Here is a 15,917-nt window from a genome sequence, read left to right on the forward strand (position 1 = left end):
CCAGACCTTCGACGTCATCAACAACTACGGCCCGACCGAGGCCACGGTGGTCGCGACTTCGGGCCTGATCGAGGCGGGGCAGACCCTGCACATCGGCCGCCCGGTGGCCAACGCCACGGTGTACCTGCTCGACGAACAGCAGCGCCCGGTGCCGATCGGCGTGGCCGGCGAGCTGTACGTCGGCGGCGCCGGCGTCGCCCGGGGCTACCTGAACCGGCCGGAGCTGACCGAAGAACGCTTCCTGCAAGACCCGTTCAACCCCGGCCGCATGTACCGCACCGGCGACCTGGCGCGCTGGCGCGAGGACGGCTCCATCGAGTACCTGGGCCGCAACGACGACCAGGTGAAGATCCGCGGCGTGCGCATCGAGTTGGGCGAGATCGAGAACCGCCTCAACCACCTGCCGGGCATCCAGGAAGCGGTGCTGCTGGCCCGGGAGGATGAACCCGGCCAAGTGCGCCTGGTGGCGTACTTCACCGCCCAGACACAAGTCGAGCCGCTGGAGGTGGGCGAACTGCGCACGCACCTGCTGACCCAGCTGCCGGAATACATGGTGCCTTCCGCGTTCGTCCGTCTGGAGGCCTTGCCGCTGACCGCCAACGGCAAGCTCGACCGCAAGGCCTTGCCGAAACCCGAGCGCAGCGCGTTGTTCACCCGCGAGTACGAGGTGCCGCAGGGCGAGCTGGAGAACGCATTGGCGCAGGTCTGGGCCGAGGTGCTGCAAGTGGAAAGGGTGGGGCGCCACGACCACTTCTTCGAACTGGGCGGGCATTCGCTGCTGGCGATGCGCATGGTGTCCCAGGTGCGTCAGCGGCTGGGCGTGGAGTTGGCACTGAGCGACCTGTTCGCCAACGCCGAACTGGCCGCCGTGGCCGAGGTGCTGTCCCGCGCGGGCCGCAGCACGCTGCCGGACATCGTGCCGGCGCCTCGCGACCAGGCGCTGCCGCTGTCGTTCGCCCAGCAGCGGCTGTGGTTCCTGTCGCAGATGGAGGGGGCCAACACGGCGTACAACATCCCGATCGCCCTGCGCCTGCGCGGAACCCTCGACAGGGACGCGCTGCAACGTGCGCTGTCTCGGATCGTGGCCCGCCATGAAACCCTGCGCAGCCGCTTCACAGCGGTGAACGACGAAGCGCAGGTGCTGATCGCCCCGGACAGCGAAGGTCTGACGCTGCCGACCGTGGATTTGCGCAACGCTGCGCCAGAGGCCTTGCAGGCGCTGATCGGCCGGGAAGCCTCGGCACCGTTCGATCTGCAGGCCGGCCCGTTGATTCGCGGGCAGTTTGTGCAGTTGGCGGATGACCATCATGTGCTGCTGGTCACCGTGCACCACATCGTCGCCGACGGATGGTCCATGGGCGTGCTGACCCGCGAGCTGACGGCGCTGTACCAGGCCTTCAGCCATGGCGAGCCCGATCCGTTGCCGCCGCTGGCCTTGCAGTACACCGATTACGCCGTGTGGCAGCGCCGCTGGCTCAGCGGCGAAGTGCTGCAACGCCAGAGCGACTACTGGCAGCAGGCATTGGCCGGTGCGCCGACGCTGCTTTCGCTGCCCACCGACCGTCCGCGCCCGGCCCGTCAGGCGTATGCCGGCGGCAGCGTCGAGGTGATCCTCGACGCGCCCCTGAGCGTCGGGCTCAAGGCCCTGAGCCAACGCCACGGCGTGACCCTGTACATGGTGATGATGAGCGCCTGGGCGATGCTGCTCGGTCGCCTGTCCGGCCAAACGGACGTGGTGATCGGCTCGCCGGTGGCCAACCGTGGCCGGGCCGAGATCGAAGGCCTGATCGGCATGTTCGTCAACACCCTGGCGCTGCGCATCGACACCTCGGGCGAGCTGAGCACCGAGGCGCTGCTGGCCCAGGTCAAGGCGCGCACGCTGGAAGCCCAGGCCCACCAGGACCTGCCGTTCGAGCAGGTGGTGGATATCGTCAAGCCGGAGCGCAGCCTGGCCCACAGCCCGCTGTTCCAGACCCTGCTCGGTTGGGACAGCAGCGTGGCGCCAAACCTGGCGTTGGGCGAGTTGACGCTGGAAGGGCTGGCCGGTCAGAACCCGGTCGCCAAGTTCGACCTGTCGCTGACCCTGGGCGAGGCCCGGGGCGTGATCGGCGGTTCGCTCGAATACGCCACGGCGCTGTTCGACGAGGCGACCGTGCAGCGCTTTGTCGGCTACTTCCGGCAACTGCTGCGGGCCATGGTCGGCAACGATCAAGCGATCCTTGAGCGGGTGGAGATCCTGTCTGAGGACGAACGACGGACCCTGCTGCTCGACTTCAACGCCACCGCGTCGTCGGACGCGGCGGACGGGACCGTTCATGGCCGGTTCGAGGCCCAGGCATTGCGCACACCGCTTGCGGTGGCCGTGCAGAGCGGCGATCAAGCGCTGAACTACACCGAGCTGAACCACCAGGCCAACCGACTGGCCCGTCACCTGCGCGGTTTGGGCGTGGGCCCGGATGCGCGGGTGGCGATCTGCGTCGAGCGCAGCCCCGAGCTGCTGGTCGGCCTGCTGGCCATCCTCAAGGCCGGCGGCGCCTACGTGCCGCTGGATCCGGCGTACCCGGCGGAGCGTCTGGCCTACATGCTGACGGACAGCGCGCCGGTGGCGGTGCTGGTGCACGGTGCGACCCGCACGCTGCTCGGGGACGTCGCCGCGCCGGTGGTCGATCTGGACAAGGCCGTCTGGGCATCGCAACCGGACGACAACCTGCCGGCCGAAGGCCTGACCCCGCAACACCTGGCCTACGTGATCTACACCTCCGGCACCACCGGCACGCCGAAAGGCGTGATGGTCGAGCACCGCAGCCTGAACAACCTGCTGCACTGGAGCGCGCAGCTGTGTCCGCAGGGCGAAGGCCATGCGCTGCTGCAGAAGACCCCGTTCAGTTTCGACGCCTCGGTCTGGGAGCTGTTCTGGCCGCTGACCGCCGGGATGCGCCTGGTGCTCGCCAGCCCCGAGGGGCACCGCGATCCGGCGTACCTGGTGCAGGTGATCCGTGAGCGACAGGTCGGCGTGGTGCAGTTCGTGCCGGCGCTGCTGCAGCAGTTCCTCGACGTGGAGCAGGTCGGCCAGTGCGCCAGCCTCACCGACATCGTCTGCGGGGGCGGCGAGTTGACCGAAGCGCTGGTGCGCAGCGTGCGCGAGCGCTTGCCGCAGGTGCGGCTGCACAACGTCTACGGCCCGACCGAGGCCACGGTGGACAGCACGGTGTGGACGCTGGAGCCCGGCGCCGCGCTGCCGGAAGGCGCGCCGCCGATCGGCAAACCGGTCAGCAACACCCGCGTGTACCTTCTCGATGGCCACGGCCGACCGGTGCCGCGCGGTGCGGTCGGCGAGCTGTGCATCGGCGGCGTGCAAGTCGCTCGGGGCTACTTCAACCGTGCGGACCTGACGGCGGAACGTTTCCTCAAGGATCCGTTCAGTGAGCAGGCCGACGCACGGATCTACCGCTCCGGCGACCTGGCCCGTCACCGGGCCGACGGCAACATCGAGTACCTGGGGCGCAACGACGACCAAGTGAAGATCCGCGGCCTGCGCATCGAGCTCGGCGAAATCCAGGCTTGCCTGCTGCAAGCCGAAGGCGTGCGCGAGGCGTTGGTGCTGGCCCGCGAAGATGCGCCGGGTGATGTGCGGCTGGTCGCGTACTACACCGTCGGCGAACACGCGCCTGCCATCGAGAGCCTGCATGCGCATCTGCACGCCCGCCTGCCGGCCTACATGGTGCCGTCGGCGTGGGTGCGGCTCGACGCCTGGCCGCTGAGCCCCAACGGCAAGGTCGACCGCAGCGCGTTGCCGGCGCCGGATCAGGCTTCGGTGATCGTGCGCGAGTACGAAGCCCCGGTCGGCGAGACGGAAATCACCCTCGCGCGGTTGTGGTGCGAACTGCTCAACGTCGAGCGGGTGGGGCGCCACGACCACTTCTTCGAACTGGGCGGCCACTCGCTGCTGGCGGTCAACCTGGCGGCGCGCATGCGCCGTGCCGGGCTGGCGGTGGACGTGCATGCGCTGTTCAGCCAGCCGACCCTCGCCGCACTGGCCGCCGCCGTGAGCAGCGCGCCGGAGGTCGAGGTGCCGGCCAACCGCATCACGCCGGACTGCCGGCGGATCACCCCTGAGCTGCTGCCGCTGGTTGCGCTCGATCAGGCCGCCATCGACCGCATCATCGCCAGCATTCCGGGCGGTGCGGCCAACGTGCAGGACATCTACCCGCTGGCGCCGCTGCAGGCCGGGATCCTGTTCCATCACCTGTCGGCCACCCAGGGCGATCCGTACGTGCTGCAGGCGCAGTTCGCGTTTGCCGACGAAAAACGCCTGAACACCTTCGTCGAGACGTTGCAACGGGTGATCGAGCGTCACGACATCCTGCGCACGTCGCTGTTCCACGAAGGGCTGGACGAGCCGGTGCAAGTGGTCTGGCGCCGGGCACCGTTGGTGTGCGAAGCGCTGGACATCGGCGGCGGTGACGCACTGGCGCAGCTGCGCGCGCGCTTCGATGTCGGGCACTACCGCATGGCCGTCGATCAGGCGCCGCTGATGCGGGTGGTGCATGCCTGGGACGCGGACAACCGGCGCGTGGTGGCGTTGCTGCTGTTCCATCACCTGGTGATGGACCACGTGGCGCTGCAAGTGCTGCAGCACGAGATGAACGCCGTGCTGCTCGACCGGGTGGAGCAACTGCCGGCACCGGTGCCGTACCGCAACCACGTGGCCCAGACCCGTCTGGGGTTGGGCGAGCAGGAGCACTTGGCGTTCTTCAGCGAGATGCTCGGCGATGTCGACGAGCCGACCGTGCCGTTCGGCCAGGGCACGGCAGACGACCTCTGCACCGGCCATTCGCAACAGTCGCTGGATCGTGGCCTCAGCCTCCGGGTCAGAACCCAGGCCAGGCAACTGGGCGTCAGCGCCGCGAGCCTGATGCACCTGGCGTGGGCCCAGGTGCTGGGGCAACTGTCGGGCCGCGACGACGTGGTGTTCGGCACGGTCCTGCTGGGGCGGCTGAACGGCGGCGAAGGCGTCGAGCGGGCGCTGGGGGTGTTCATCAACACGCTGCCGCTGCGGGTCGAGATGACCGGGCAGACGGTGAAGGACGGGGTATTGGCCGTCCATGAGCGGCTCAACCGTCTGTTGCGCCACGAACAAGCGTCATTGGCGCTGGCGCAGCGGTGCAGCGGCATCGCTTCCGGCGCGCCGCTGTTCAATGCGTTGCTCAATTACCGCCACAGCGGTGCGGCGGCCGCGCCGTCCGCCGAGACCGGTGCCGCGTGGGAGGGCATGCAACTGCTCAATGCCGAGGAGCACAGCAGCTACCGCCTGAGCCTGAGCGTCGATGACCTGGGCGAGGACTTCAGCCTCACGGCCCTGACGGCCGCCGGGATCGAAGCCGAGCGGATCTGCCGGTACATGCTCCAGGCGGTGGGCAACCTGGTGCAGGCGCTGGAACAGACGCCGCAACTGCAGCTCGACCGGCTCTCGATCCTGCCGGACACCGAGCGCACGCGCTTGCTTTCGGAATTCAACGCCACGTTCCGCAAATACCCGGCGGCCCTGACCGTGCACCGTCTGTTCGAGTGGCAGGCCGAGGAACACCCGCACGCCGTGGCGGCGGTGCATGGCGCGGCTTCGGTGACCTACGCCGAGCTGAACCGATGGGCCAACCGTCTGGCCCATCACCTGATCGAGCACGGCGTGGAGCCGGGCGACAACGTGGCGATCCTGCTGCCGCGTTCGCTCGACCTGCTGGCGGCGCAACTGGCGATCAGCAAATGCGCGGCGGCCTACGTGCCGCTGGACATCAACGCCCCGGCCGAGCGCCAGGCGTTCATGGTGCAGGACTGCGAAGCGATGCTGCTGTTGACCTTCAGCGGCGAAGAGGCCGACCACCCGGTGCTCCGCATCGACCTGGACACCCTGGCGCTGGACGGGCAACCGACGCACGACCCGAACCTGCCGCAGTCGTCCGAATCGCTGGCGTACATCATGTACACCTCCGGCTCCACCGGCGCGCCGAAAGGCGTGATGGTGCCGCACCGGGCCATCGGCCGGTTGGCGATCAACAACGGCTACGCCGACTTCAACCCGCAGGACCGGGTGGCGTTCGCCTCCAACCCGGCGTTCGACGCCAGCACCATGGACGTCTGGGGCCCGCTGCTCAACGGCGGCCGGGTGGTGGTGATCGACCACCGCACGCTGCTCGATCCGGCGCTGTTCGGCCGTGAGCTGGCCGAAAGCGGGGTGACGGTGCTGTTCGTCACCACCGCGCTGTTCAACCAGTACGTGCAGCTGATTCCGCAGGCGCTCAAAGGCCTGCGCATCCTGCTGTGCGGCGGCGAGCGCGGCGACCCGGCGGCGTTCCGCCGTCTGCGGGCCGAGGCGCCGGACCTGCGCATCGTGCATTGCTACGGCCCCACCGAAACCACCACCTACGCGACGACCTTCGAGGTGCAGGAGGTGGCGACCGACGCCGAGAGCGTGTCCATCGGCGGCCCGATCTCCAACACCCAGGTGTACGTCCTCGATGCGCGGCAGCAGCCGGTGCCTTTCGGCGTGACCGGCGAGCTGTACATCGGCGGGCAGGGCGTGGCGATGGGTTACCTGAACCGCCCCGACCTGACGGCCGAGAAGTTCCTCAAGGATCCGTTCTGCGACCACCCGGGCGCCTTGCTCTACCGCACCGGCGACCTGGCGCGCTGGATCGCGCCGGGTCAACTGGAGTGCCTGGGGCGCAACGACGATCAAGTGAAGGTGCGCGGCTTCCGCATTGAATTGGGGGAAATCGAAAACCGCCTGCTCGGTTGCGCCGGGCTCAAGGAAGCGGTGGTGCTGGCCCGTCGTGATGGCCAAGAGCCGCTGCGCCTGGTGGCGTACTACTCGGCCGATGACGCGTCCGTGGACAGCGCCGGCCTGCGCGCGCAGTTGCAGGCGCGGCTGCCGGACTACATGGTGCCGTCGGCCTGGGTGCGGCTCGACGCCTTGCCGCTGAACAACAACGGCAAGGTCGACCGCAAGGCCTTGCCGGCCCCCGAACAGGACGCGCTGCTGACCCGCGCCTACGAGGCGCCGGCCACGGCGCTGGAGCAGACCCTGGCGCAGGTGTGGGCCGAGGTGCTGCAAGTGGAGCGGGTGGGGCGTCACGACCACTTCTTCGAACTGGGCGGGCATTCGCTGCTGGCGATGCGCATGGTGTCCCAGGTGCGTCAGCGGCTGGGCGTGGAACTGGCGTTGGGCGACTTGTTCGCCAACGCCGAACTGGCCGCCGTGGCCGAGGTGCTGTCCCGCGCGGGCCGCAGCACGCTGCCGGACATCGTGCCGGCGCCCCGTGACCAGGCGCTGCCGCTGTCGTTCGCCCAGCAGCGGCTGTGGTTCCTGGCGCAGATGGAAGGTGGCAACACCGCCTACAACGTTCCGTTTGCCCTGCGCCTGCGCGGGCGTTTCGACGAAGACGCGCTGCAGCGCTCATTGGCGCGGATCGTCGCCCGCCACGAGACCTTGCGCAGCCGCTTCGCGGCCGTCAACGACGGGCCTCAAGTGCTGATCATGCCGGACGACAGCGGCCTGTTGCTGCAGGTCGAGGACCTGCGGCACGTCGAGCGGCCTGAACACGTTCTGCAGGTGCGGATCGAGAGAGAGGCGCGCGAGCCGTTCAACCTGCAGGACGATCCGCTGATCCGCGGACGGTTGCTGCGCATGGCGGACGACCATCATGTGCTGCTGTTGACGATGCACCACATCATCTCCGACGGCTGGTCCATGGGGGTGCTGACCCGCGAGCTGACGGCGCTGTACCAGGCCTTCAGCCGCGGCGAGGCCGACCCGTTGCCGCCGTTGGCGCTGCAATACAGCGACTACGCGGTGTGGCAACGGCGCTGGCTCAGCGGCGAGGTGCTGCAGCGCCAGAGCGACTACTGGCAGCAAGCCCTGGCCGGTGCGCCGACCCTGCTGACCCTGCCCACCGACCGGCCGCGCCCGGCCCGTCAGGACCATGCCGGCGGCAGTGTGGAGGTCTGGTTCGACGCCGGCTTGAGCGCCGGGCTCAAGGCGCTGTGCCAGCGCCACGGCGTGACCCCGTACATGGTGATGATGGGCACCTGGGCGGTGCTGATGACCCGGCTCTCGGGCCAGTCCGAGGTGGTGGTGGGCTCACCGGTGGCCAACCGCATCCGGGCCGAGATCGAAGGCTTGATCGGCATGTTCGTCAACACCCTGGCGCTGCGCATCGACACCTCCGGGGGCCTGAGCGGCGCTGCGCTGCTGGCGCGGGTCAAGGCGTGCACGCTGGAGGCCCAGGCCCACCAGGATTTGCCGTTCGAGCAAGTGGTGGAGGTCAGCCGGCCGGTGCGCAGTCTGTCGCACAGCCCGCTGTTCCAGACCTTGCTGGGCTGGGACAGCAGCATGGCGCCGGTCTTGGCGTTGGGCGAGCTGACCCTCGAAGGCATTGCCGAGCCGAGCCGCTTCGTGAAGTTCGACCTGTCGATGCGGCTGGGCGAGACGCCGGACGGCGTCCGCGGTGCGTTGACCTACGCCACGGCGCTGTTCGACGAAGCGACGGTGCAACGCTTTGTCGGCTACTTCAAGCGTCTGTTGCAGGCCATGGTCGAGGATGACCAGGCCGTGCTGGATCGGGTGGACCTGTTGGGGCCGCAGGAACGGCAACGCGTACTCGGCGAGTTCAACGCCACCGAAACCGCTTATGACCTGGAGCAAACCGTGCATGAGCTGTTCCAGGCGCAAGTGTCGCGCACGCCAGATGCGGTGGCAGTCGCGGCGGGGCCGCAGCGCCTGACCTACCGCGAGCTCAATACCCAGGCCAACCGCCTCGCCCATCACCTGCGCAGCCAAGGCGTGCAGCCGGATGCGCGGGTGGCGATCTGCGTCGAGCGCGGGCTGGACCTGGTGGTGGGCTTGCTGGCCATCCTCAAGGCCGGCGGCGCCTATGTGCCGCTGGATCCGGGGTACCCGGCGGACCGGCTGGCCTACATGCTCAAGGACAGCGCGCCGGTGGCGGTGCTGGTGCACCCGGCCACTCGGCCGCTGTTCGACGGGGCCGACAGCCTGTTGATCGACTTCGACCGCTGCACTTGGCAGGATGCTCCGGCCCATGACGTTCCGGTGCCGGGCCTGAGTGCCGGCCACCTGGCCTACATGATCTACACCTCAGGCTCCACCGGTACGCCGAAGGGCGTCATGCTGCAACACCGAGGCCTGTGCAACCTGGTGCACTGGGGCTCGCAGATCTGCCCGCCGACGGCGTCCGCCGCGCTGCTGCAAAAGGCACCGTTCAGTTTCGACGGGTCGGTGTGGGAGTTCTTCTGGCCCCTCACCAGCGGCGTGCGGCTGGAGCTCGCGCGGCCCGACGGCCACCGGGATCCGGCCTATCTGGCGCGGGTGATCCGTGAGCGGCAGATCACCGTGGTCAAGTTCGTGCCGGCGTTGCTGGAGCAGTTCCTCGAACTGGAGGAGGCCGGCCAGTGCACCAGCCTCACCGACGTGTTCTGCGGCGGCGGGGAACTCACCGCCGCGCTGGCCCGTGCGGTGCGCCGGCGCCTGCCGTGGGTGCGCTTGCACAACGTCTACGGGCCGACCGAGGCGACGGTCGACAGCACGGCCTGGACGCTGGAGCCGGACCGGCCGGTGCCGGAGTCCGAGCTGCCGATCGGCAAGGCCATCTGCAACACCCGCCTGTATGTCCTCGATGCCAATGACTTGCCGGTGCCCTTGGGTGTCAGCGGTCAACTGCACATCGGCGGCGTGGGGGTCGCGCGGGGCTACATGAACCTGCCGCAGCTGCAGGCCGAGCGGTTCATCGACAGCCCGTTCGTGGCCGGCGACCGCCTGTACCGCACGGGGGACCTGGTGCGCTACCGCACCGACGGCAACCTGGAGTTCCTGGGGCGCAACGACTTTCAGGTCAAGCTGCACGGCCTGCGTCTGGAGTTGGGCGAAATCGAAGCGCGGCTGATCGAGCACCCCGCGCTGCGGACGGCAGTGGTGCTGATGCGCGACGAGCGGCTGGTGGCCTATTTCACCCTGCGCACCGGCAGCGAAATGCCGACCGCGGAGGCGCTGCGGGCGCACATCACGCAGCGGCTGCCGGAGTACATGGCACCGGGGGCCTTCGTGCCGCTGGACGCCTTGCCGCTGTCGCCCAACGGCAAGGTCGACCGCCAGGCCCTGCCGGCGCCGGATGCCGAAATGCTGCGCGACCGTCCTTACGTCGCGCCGCAAGGCGAGACCGAACAGGCGGTGGCGCAGATCTGGGCCGAGCTGCTCGACATCGGCCGGGTCGGCCGCCACGACAGCTTCTTCGAACTGGGCGGGCATTCGCTGCTGGCGATCCGTTTGATCAATCAGATGAAACAAGCCGGCCTTGCGGTGACGCTGGCCGAGCTGTTCCAGTCCCCGACCGTGGAAGGGGTGTGCACGCGGCTTGCCGGGCGCCAGGAGGGCGAGCAACAGCCTGACGGCCTGATCGTGGTGCGTCCCGGCGACCAGGGCACGCCGCTGTTCCTGGTGCACGAGTTCAGCGGCCGGGAGATGTACTTCCCGGCGCTGGCCCTGCACATCGGCGGCGACTTCCCGGTCTACGGCCTGCCCGGCGTCACCCTCGGCCAACCGCAGCTGCGTACAGTGGAATGCATGGCGGCGAGGATGATCGGCATCATGCGTTCGGTTCAGCCCCATGGGCCGTACCGCTTGGCCGGTTGGTCGTTCGGCGGGCTGCTGTCGTACGAAATCGCCCAGCAACTGATCGGCATGGACGAGCCGGTGGCCTTCGTCGGCCTGATCGACACCTACGCGCCGCACCCCGCCCACCAGGACAAGTCGCGCTGGACCGGCGAACACCTGGACAGGCACCAGTTGCTGCAACACTGCCGGGCCTATTCCCTGGACCGTGGCGAGGAGGGCGAAGCGGCGCTCGCGCAAGTGGCGTTGCTGGAGGCCGAGATCGAACGGCTCGACTTCAATGAGCTGTTCGCGCGTTGCCGCGATCAGCAGTTGTCGGACCCTGAACTTTCGGCGGCCGGGGTCACCGACGCCTGGCACTACTTCGACCGTGAGGCGGCCCATGGGCAGGCGCTGGAGCACTACCGGGTGAGCCCGGCCAGCCAGGCCGTGCACCTGTTCCGGGCGCAGGACTTGATGCCCGGGCAGGAACAGCCCGACCCGCTGCGCGGTTGGGGCGGGCATGTGCCGCAAGACCTGCTGCGCTGCATCGACGTGCCCGGCGATCACCGCACTCTGATGAAACCGCCCCTTGTCCAGGCGATGGGGCATGCCCTCACTCAGGCGCTGGAGGCGGCGGCCGCGCCGGAACCGGCCAGCTACCAGCCGTTGCTCACCATCCAGAGCGGCCACCCCGGCCATGCGCCGATCTTCTGCGTGCCGGGGGCGGGGGACAACGTCATCGGTTTCGTCCACCTCACCGAGGCGCTGGGGCCGGAGTGGCCGATCTTCGGCTTGCAGCCCCGTGGCCTCGACGGCGTGACGGTGCCGCACAGCCGGGTCGAGGCGGCCGCCGCGTTCTATGTGCAGGCCCTCGGGCAGCTCTACCCACAGGGGCCGGTACACCTGATCGGCCACTCGTTCGGCGGCTGGGTGGCGTACGCCATGGCGGCGCTGTTGCAAGCCCAGGGCCGCGAGGTGGCGTCCCTGAGCCTGATCGACAGCGAGTCCCCCGGCGGCAACGGCGTGGCGGGCAAACCGTACACCGCCACGGCGGCGTTGCAGCGGCTGGTCGAGTCGCTGCAGTTGGCCAGCGGCAAGTCCCTGGGCATCGACCCGCCGGCCTTCGCCGAGGCCGACGGGGACACCCAGATGCGCCTGTTGCATAGGGGCATGGTGCGCGCGGGAATTCTTTCCGAGCGTTCCTCGCCCCAGGCCATGGACGGCCCGGTGCGCACCTTCGCCACGGCGCTGCGCACGGTCTACCGACCGGCGCTGGCCTACACCGGGCCGGTGCGGCTGGCGCTGGTGGACGACCCGACCCTGGACGCGGCGGGCAACCAGCGCGAGCAGGCGGCGATGGTCGAGGGCTGGCGGCGGCAGGCCACGGACCTGGCGGTGTGGTACGGGCCGGGCAACCACTTCACGATCCTCAAGGCGCCCAACGTCTTCAGTCTCGCGGCGTGGTGGCATGACGGGCTGACCGTGCCGGCGGGGCAGGTGCTGTCCTGAGCGGTGTTTCTCCAACCGGGCCCGGTCACCGACCGGGCCCAACCCTGAACGGAATTGTGGTCATTTATGGAACAGTCGAAGTTGCGCAAAGTCGGTCTGGCCGTGGCGCTGACGCTGGTGGCCGGGCTGGTGTTCTACACGGTGCAGGCACCGGCCGAGGCGCCGCAGTACCTGACCGCCACGGTGGAACGCGGTGACATTGAAAACGCGGTGCTGGCCACCGGTCTGCTGGAGGGCATCCGCCAGGTGGACGTCGGCGCCCAGGTCTCGGGGCAACTGAAGTCGCTCAAGGTCAAGGTCGGCGACAAGGTGAAGAAGGGCCAGTGGCTGGCGGAGATCGATCCGCTGGTGCTGCAGAACACCCTGCGCCAGGCCCTGGTCGATGAAGAGAACCTGCAGGCCCAGCGCCGGGCGACCCAGGCCCAGCTCAAGCAGACCAAAGCGATCTACGAGCGCTACCGGGACCTGCAGGACGACGCGTCGATCTCGCGGCAGGACTTCGAGACCGCGCAGTCGAACTACGAAGTGCAGGCCGCCAACCTGCTGGCGCTGGATGCGCAGATCAAGAGCGCGCACATCCAGATCGACACGGCCAAGGTCAACCTGGCCTACACCCGGATCGTCGCGCCCATCGACGGCGACGTGGTGGGCATCGTCACCCAGGAAGGCCAGACCGTGATCGCCAACCAGTTGGCGCCGGTGCTGCTCAAGCTCGCGGACCTGGACACCATGACGGTCAAGGCCCAGGTGTCGGAGGCCGACGTGATCCACATCGCGCCGGGGCAGGAGGTGTATTTCACCATCCTCGGCGAGGACAAACGCTATTACGGCAAGCTGCGCGGCACCGAGCCGGCGCCGCAGAACTTCCTTGAAACCCCGCCGGCCGGCACGCCGAAGCAGAACACGGCGGTGTTCTACAACGCCCTGTTCGACGTGCCCAACCCCGACCACCGCCTGCGCATCGCCATGACCGCCCAGGTGCGGGTGGTGCTCGACACCGCCAAGTCGGTGCTGACCGTGCCGGTGGCCGCGCTGGGGCCGCGCAACGCCGACGGCAGCTTCCCGGTGCGGGTGCTGGACGCCAAGGGCCATGCCCAGGCGCGCAACGTGCAGACCGGCATCAACAACAACGTCAAGGTGCAGATCAACCAGGGCCTGACCGAAGGCGACCGGGTGGTGATCGGCGATCCGGTGACCCGCACGGCAGGGGCGTGAGCATGACCGAACCGTTGCTGCAACTGAGCGGCATCCGCCGCAGCTTCACCGCCGGCGACCGCGAGTTCCTGGCGCTGAACGACATCAGCCTGACCATCGAGGCCGGGGAAATGGTCGCGATCATCGGCGCCTCGGGCTCCGGCAAGTCGACCCTGATGAACCTGCTCGGCTGCCTCGACTACGCCACCGCCGGCAGCTACAAGATCAACGGCCAGGAAACCCGCGACCTGGACAACCAGGCCCTGGCCGAACTGCGCCGCGACCATTTCGGTTTCATCTTCCAGCGCTACCACCTGCTGCCGCACCTGAGCGCGGTGCACAACGTCGAGATGCCGGCGATCTACGCCGGCACCCCGGAACCGCAGCGCCATGCCCGGGCCAAGGAGCTACTGGCGCGGCTGGGGCTGGACGGCCATCTGACCCATCGGCCCAGCCAGCTCTCCGGCGGCCAGCAGCAGCGGGTGAGCATCGCCCGCGCCTTGATGAACGGCGGCGAAGTGATCCTCGCCGACGAACCCACCGGCGCCCTCGACACCGCCAGCGGCAAGGAAGTGATGCGCATCCTGCTGGAGCTGCACGCCGCCGGGCACACGGTGATCCTGGTGACCCACGACCCGAAGGTCGCCGCCAACGCCGAGCGGATCATCGAAGTCAGCGACGGCCAGATCCTCAGCGACCGGCGCAACGAACGCGCCACCGACGCGCTGCCCAACGACACCGCCGCCGCGCCCAGGCCCGGCACCACAAGGCGCCTGGTGGCGAGCCTGGGGCTGTTCAAGGAAGCGTTCAACATGGCCTGGGTCGCGCTGATCTCGCACCGCATGCGCACCTTGCTGACCATGCTCGGCATCGTCATCGGCATCACCTCGGTGGTGTCGATCTCGGCCATCGGCGAGGGCGCCAAGCGCTATGTGCTCAACGACATCCAGGCCATCGGCAGCAACACCATCGACATCTACCCCGGCGCCAGTTTCGGCGACAGCCGCTCAGGCGTCATCGAAACCCTGGTGCCTGCCGACGTGACCGCGCTCAACGGGCTGTACTACGTCGACAGCGCCACCCCGGTGGTGGGGCGCAACCAGTTGCTGCGCTACCGCAACATCGATGTCGATGCCCAGGTCAACGGCGTCAGCCACCAGTACTTCCAGGTGCGCGGGATCAAGATGGAGGCGGGCATCCCGTTCAGCGACAGCGATGCCCGGCGCCAGGCGCAGATGGTGGTGATCGACTACAACACCCGCCACCGGCTGTTCGGCGAAGGCGTCGATCCGCTGGGGCAGGTGATCCTGATCGGCAACCTGCCGTGCACGGTGATCGGCGTGGCGGCGGAGAACCGCAACCTGTTCGCCAGCAAGACCCTCAACGTCTGGGTGCCTTACGAGACCGCCGCCGGGCGCCTGCTGGGCCAGCGCTACCTGGACAGCATCAGCGTGCGCATCAAGGACGGCCAGCCGAGCAAAGTGGTGGAGGACAACGTCACCAAACTGATGCTGCAGCGCCACGGCACCAAGGACTTCTTCACCAACAACCTCGACAGCGTCATGCAGACCGTGGAGAAGACCAGCCGCTCGCTGGCCTTGCTGCTGTCGCTGATCGCGGTGATTTCCCTGGTGGTGGGCGGCATCGGCGTGATGAACATCATGCTGGTGTCGGTCACCGAGCGCACCCGCGAGATCGGCATCCGCATGGCCGTCGGCGCCCGGCAGTCGGACATCCGTCAGCAGTTCCTGGTGGAGGCGGTGATGGTCTGCCTGCTCGGCGGCGCCGTCGGCATCGCCCTGAGCTACGCCATCGGCCACCTGTTCTCGGTGTTCATCAAGGAATGGGAGATGGTGTTCTCGCCTTTGGCGGTGCTCACCGCCGTGGTCTGTTCGAGCCTGATCGGCATCGTCTTCGGCTTCGTCCCGGCGCGCAACGCGTCCCGGCTCGACCCGATCGAGGCGCTGGCCCGGGACTGAACGGGCGTTCATGAAAAGTAGCCGCGACATGATCGCGGCTTTTTTTGCGCTTGTTGAACAGCGGATCCTCGTACCGGAAGCGTCCTTCAAAACTTGGAGATTATCCCTACATCTATCCGTTTTTGGCCTTGGTAGCGTGCCCGCCCATTCTCGCGAGCACGAACCATGGAGGGTTTGGACATCGCGCTCCTTTCCTCATTGCGCAAGGATAAGCGTATGTATCGGCCGTCCGACGCGGCGCACTTCGCGTTGCGGATTCCCCCTTTCCGTCACGACTCCAGGGTGCTGGCCTTCAGCAGCACCGAAGACTCCGGCACCTCCTGCCGCATCCACGTTGAGTCCGGCTTAACACCCCGTCAGCGGCTGGACAACCTCAACAGCGCATTGACGCAGCCGTCACTGACTGACAAGGACCTCGCCCCATGAGCGCCGAAAAACTGGCCATGGTTGACCAGGCTGCTCAGGCCGAGCGTGCGGCCAGAGCCCAGCCCCATGTGGACATCAACAGCCCGGTGATGCCGTGCCCGGCGAGCCAGGCCGAGCTGTTCGTCGTGCCGGTGCGTTATGCGCTG

General features: G+C 68.4%; 4 protein-coding genes (1 of these 4 cut by a window edge). All 4 read left to right on the forward strand.

All coding sequences use genetic code 11. The features are described 5' to 3' along the window. Positions 1–12,172, forward strand: the 3' portion of a protein-coding gene (locus tag CAG31_RS18100; protein WP_085583611.1) for a non-ribosomal peptide synthase/polyketide synthase. 8,882 nt of this gene lie to the left of the window's left edge; only the last 12,172 of its 21,054 coding nucleotides appear in the window; its start codon lies off the left edge, out of view; its stop codon occupies positions 12,170–12,172. Between the two features lie 66 nt (positions 12,173–12,238). Then, positions 12,239–13,387 carry a macrolide transporter subunit MacA gene (macA, locus tag CAG31_RS18105; protein ID WP_085583613.1) on the forward strand — a complete coding sequence of 383 codons (1,149 nt, stop codon included), beginning with the start codon at positions 12,239–12,241 and terminating at the stop codon, positions 13,385–13,387. Between the two features lie 2 nt (positions 13,388–13,389). Then, on the forward strand, positions 13,390–15,345 hold the full coding sequence (locus CAG31_RS18110) for a MacB family efflux pump subunit (protein WP_085583615.1): 1,956 nt from the start codon (positions 13,390–13,392) through the stop codon (positions 15,343–15,345). A 165-nt stretch (positions 15,346–15,510) separates the two neighbouring features. Further along, the gene (locus CAG31_RS18115) at positions 15,511–15,771 is read left to right on the forward strand and encodes a hypothetical protein (RefSeq protein WP_085589476.1); all 261 of its coding nucleotides are present in this window, start codon (positions 15,511–15,513) and stop codon (positions 15,769–15,771) included. Positions 15,772–15,917: the final 146 nt, after the last annotated feature.

Origin of the sequence: Pseudomonas sp. R25(2017) (genome assembly GCF_002112565.1) — a bacterium.
GTDB lineage: Bacteria > Pseudomonadota > Gammaproteobacteria > Pseudomonadales > Pseudomonadaceae > Aquipseudomonas > Aquipseudomonas ekonensis.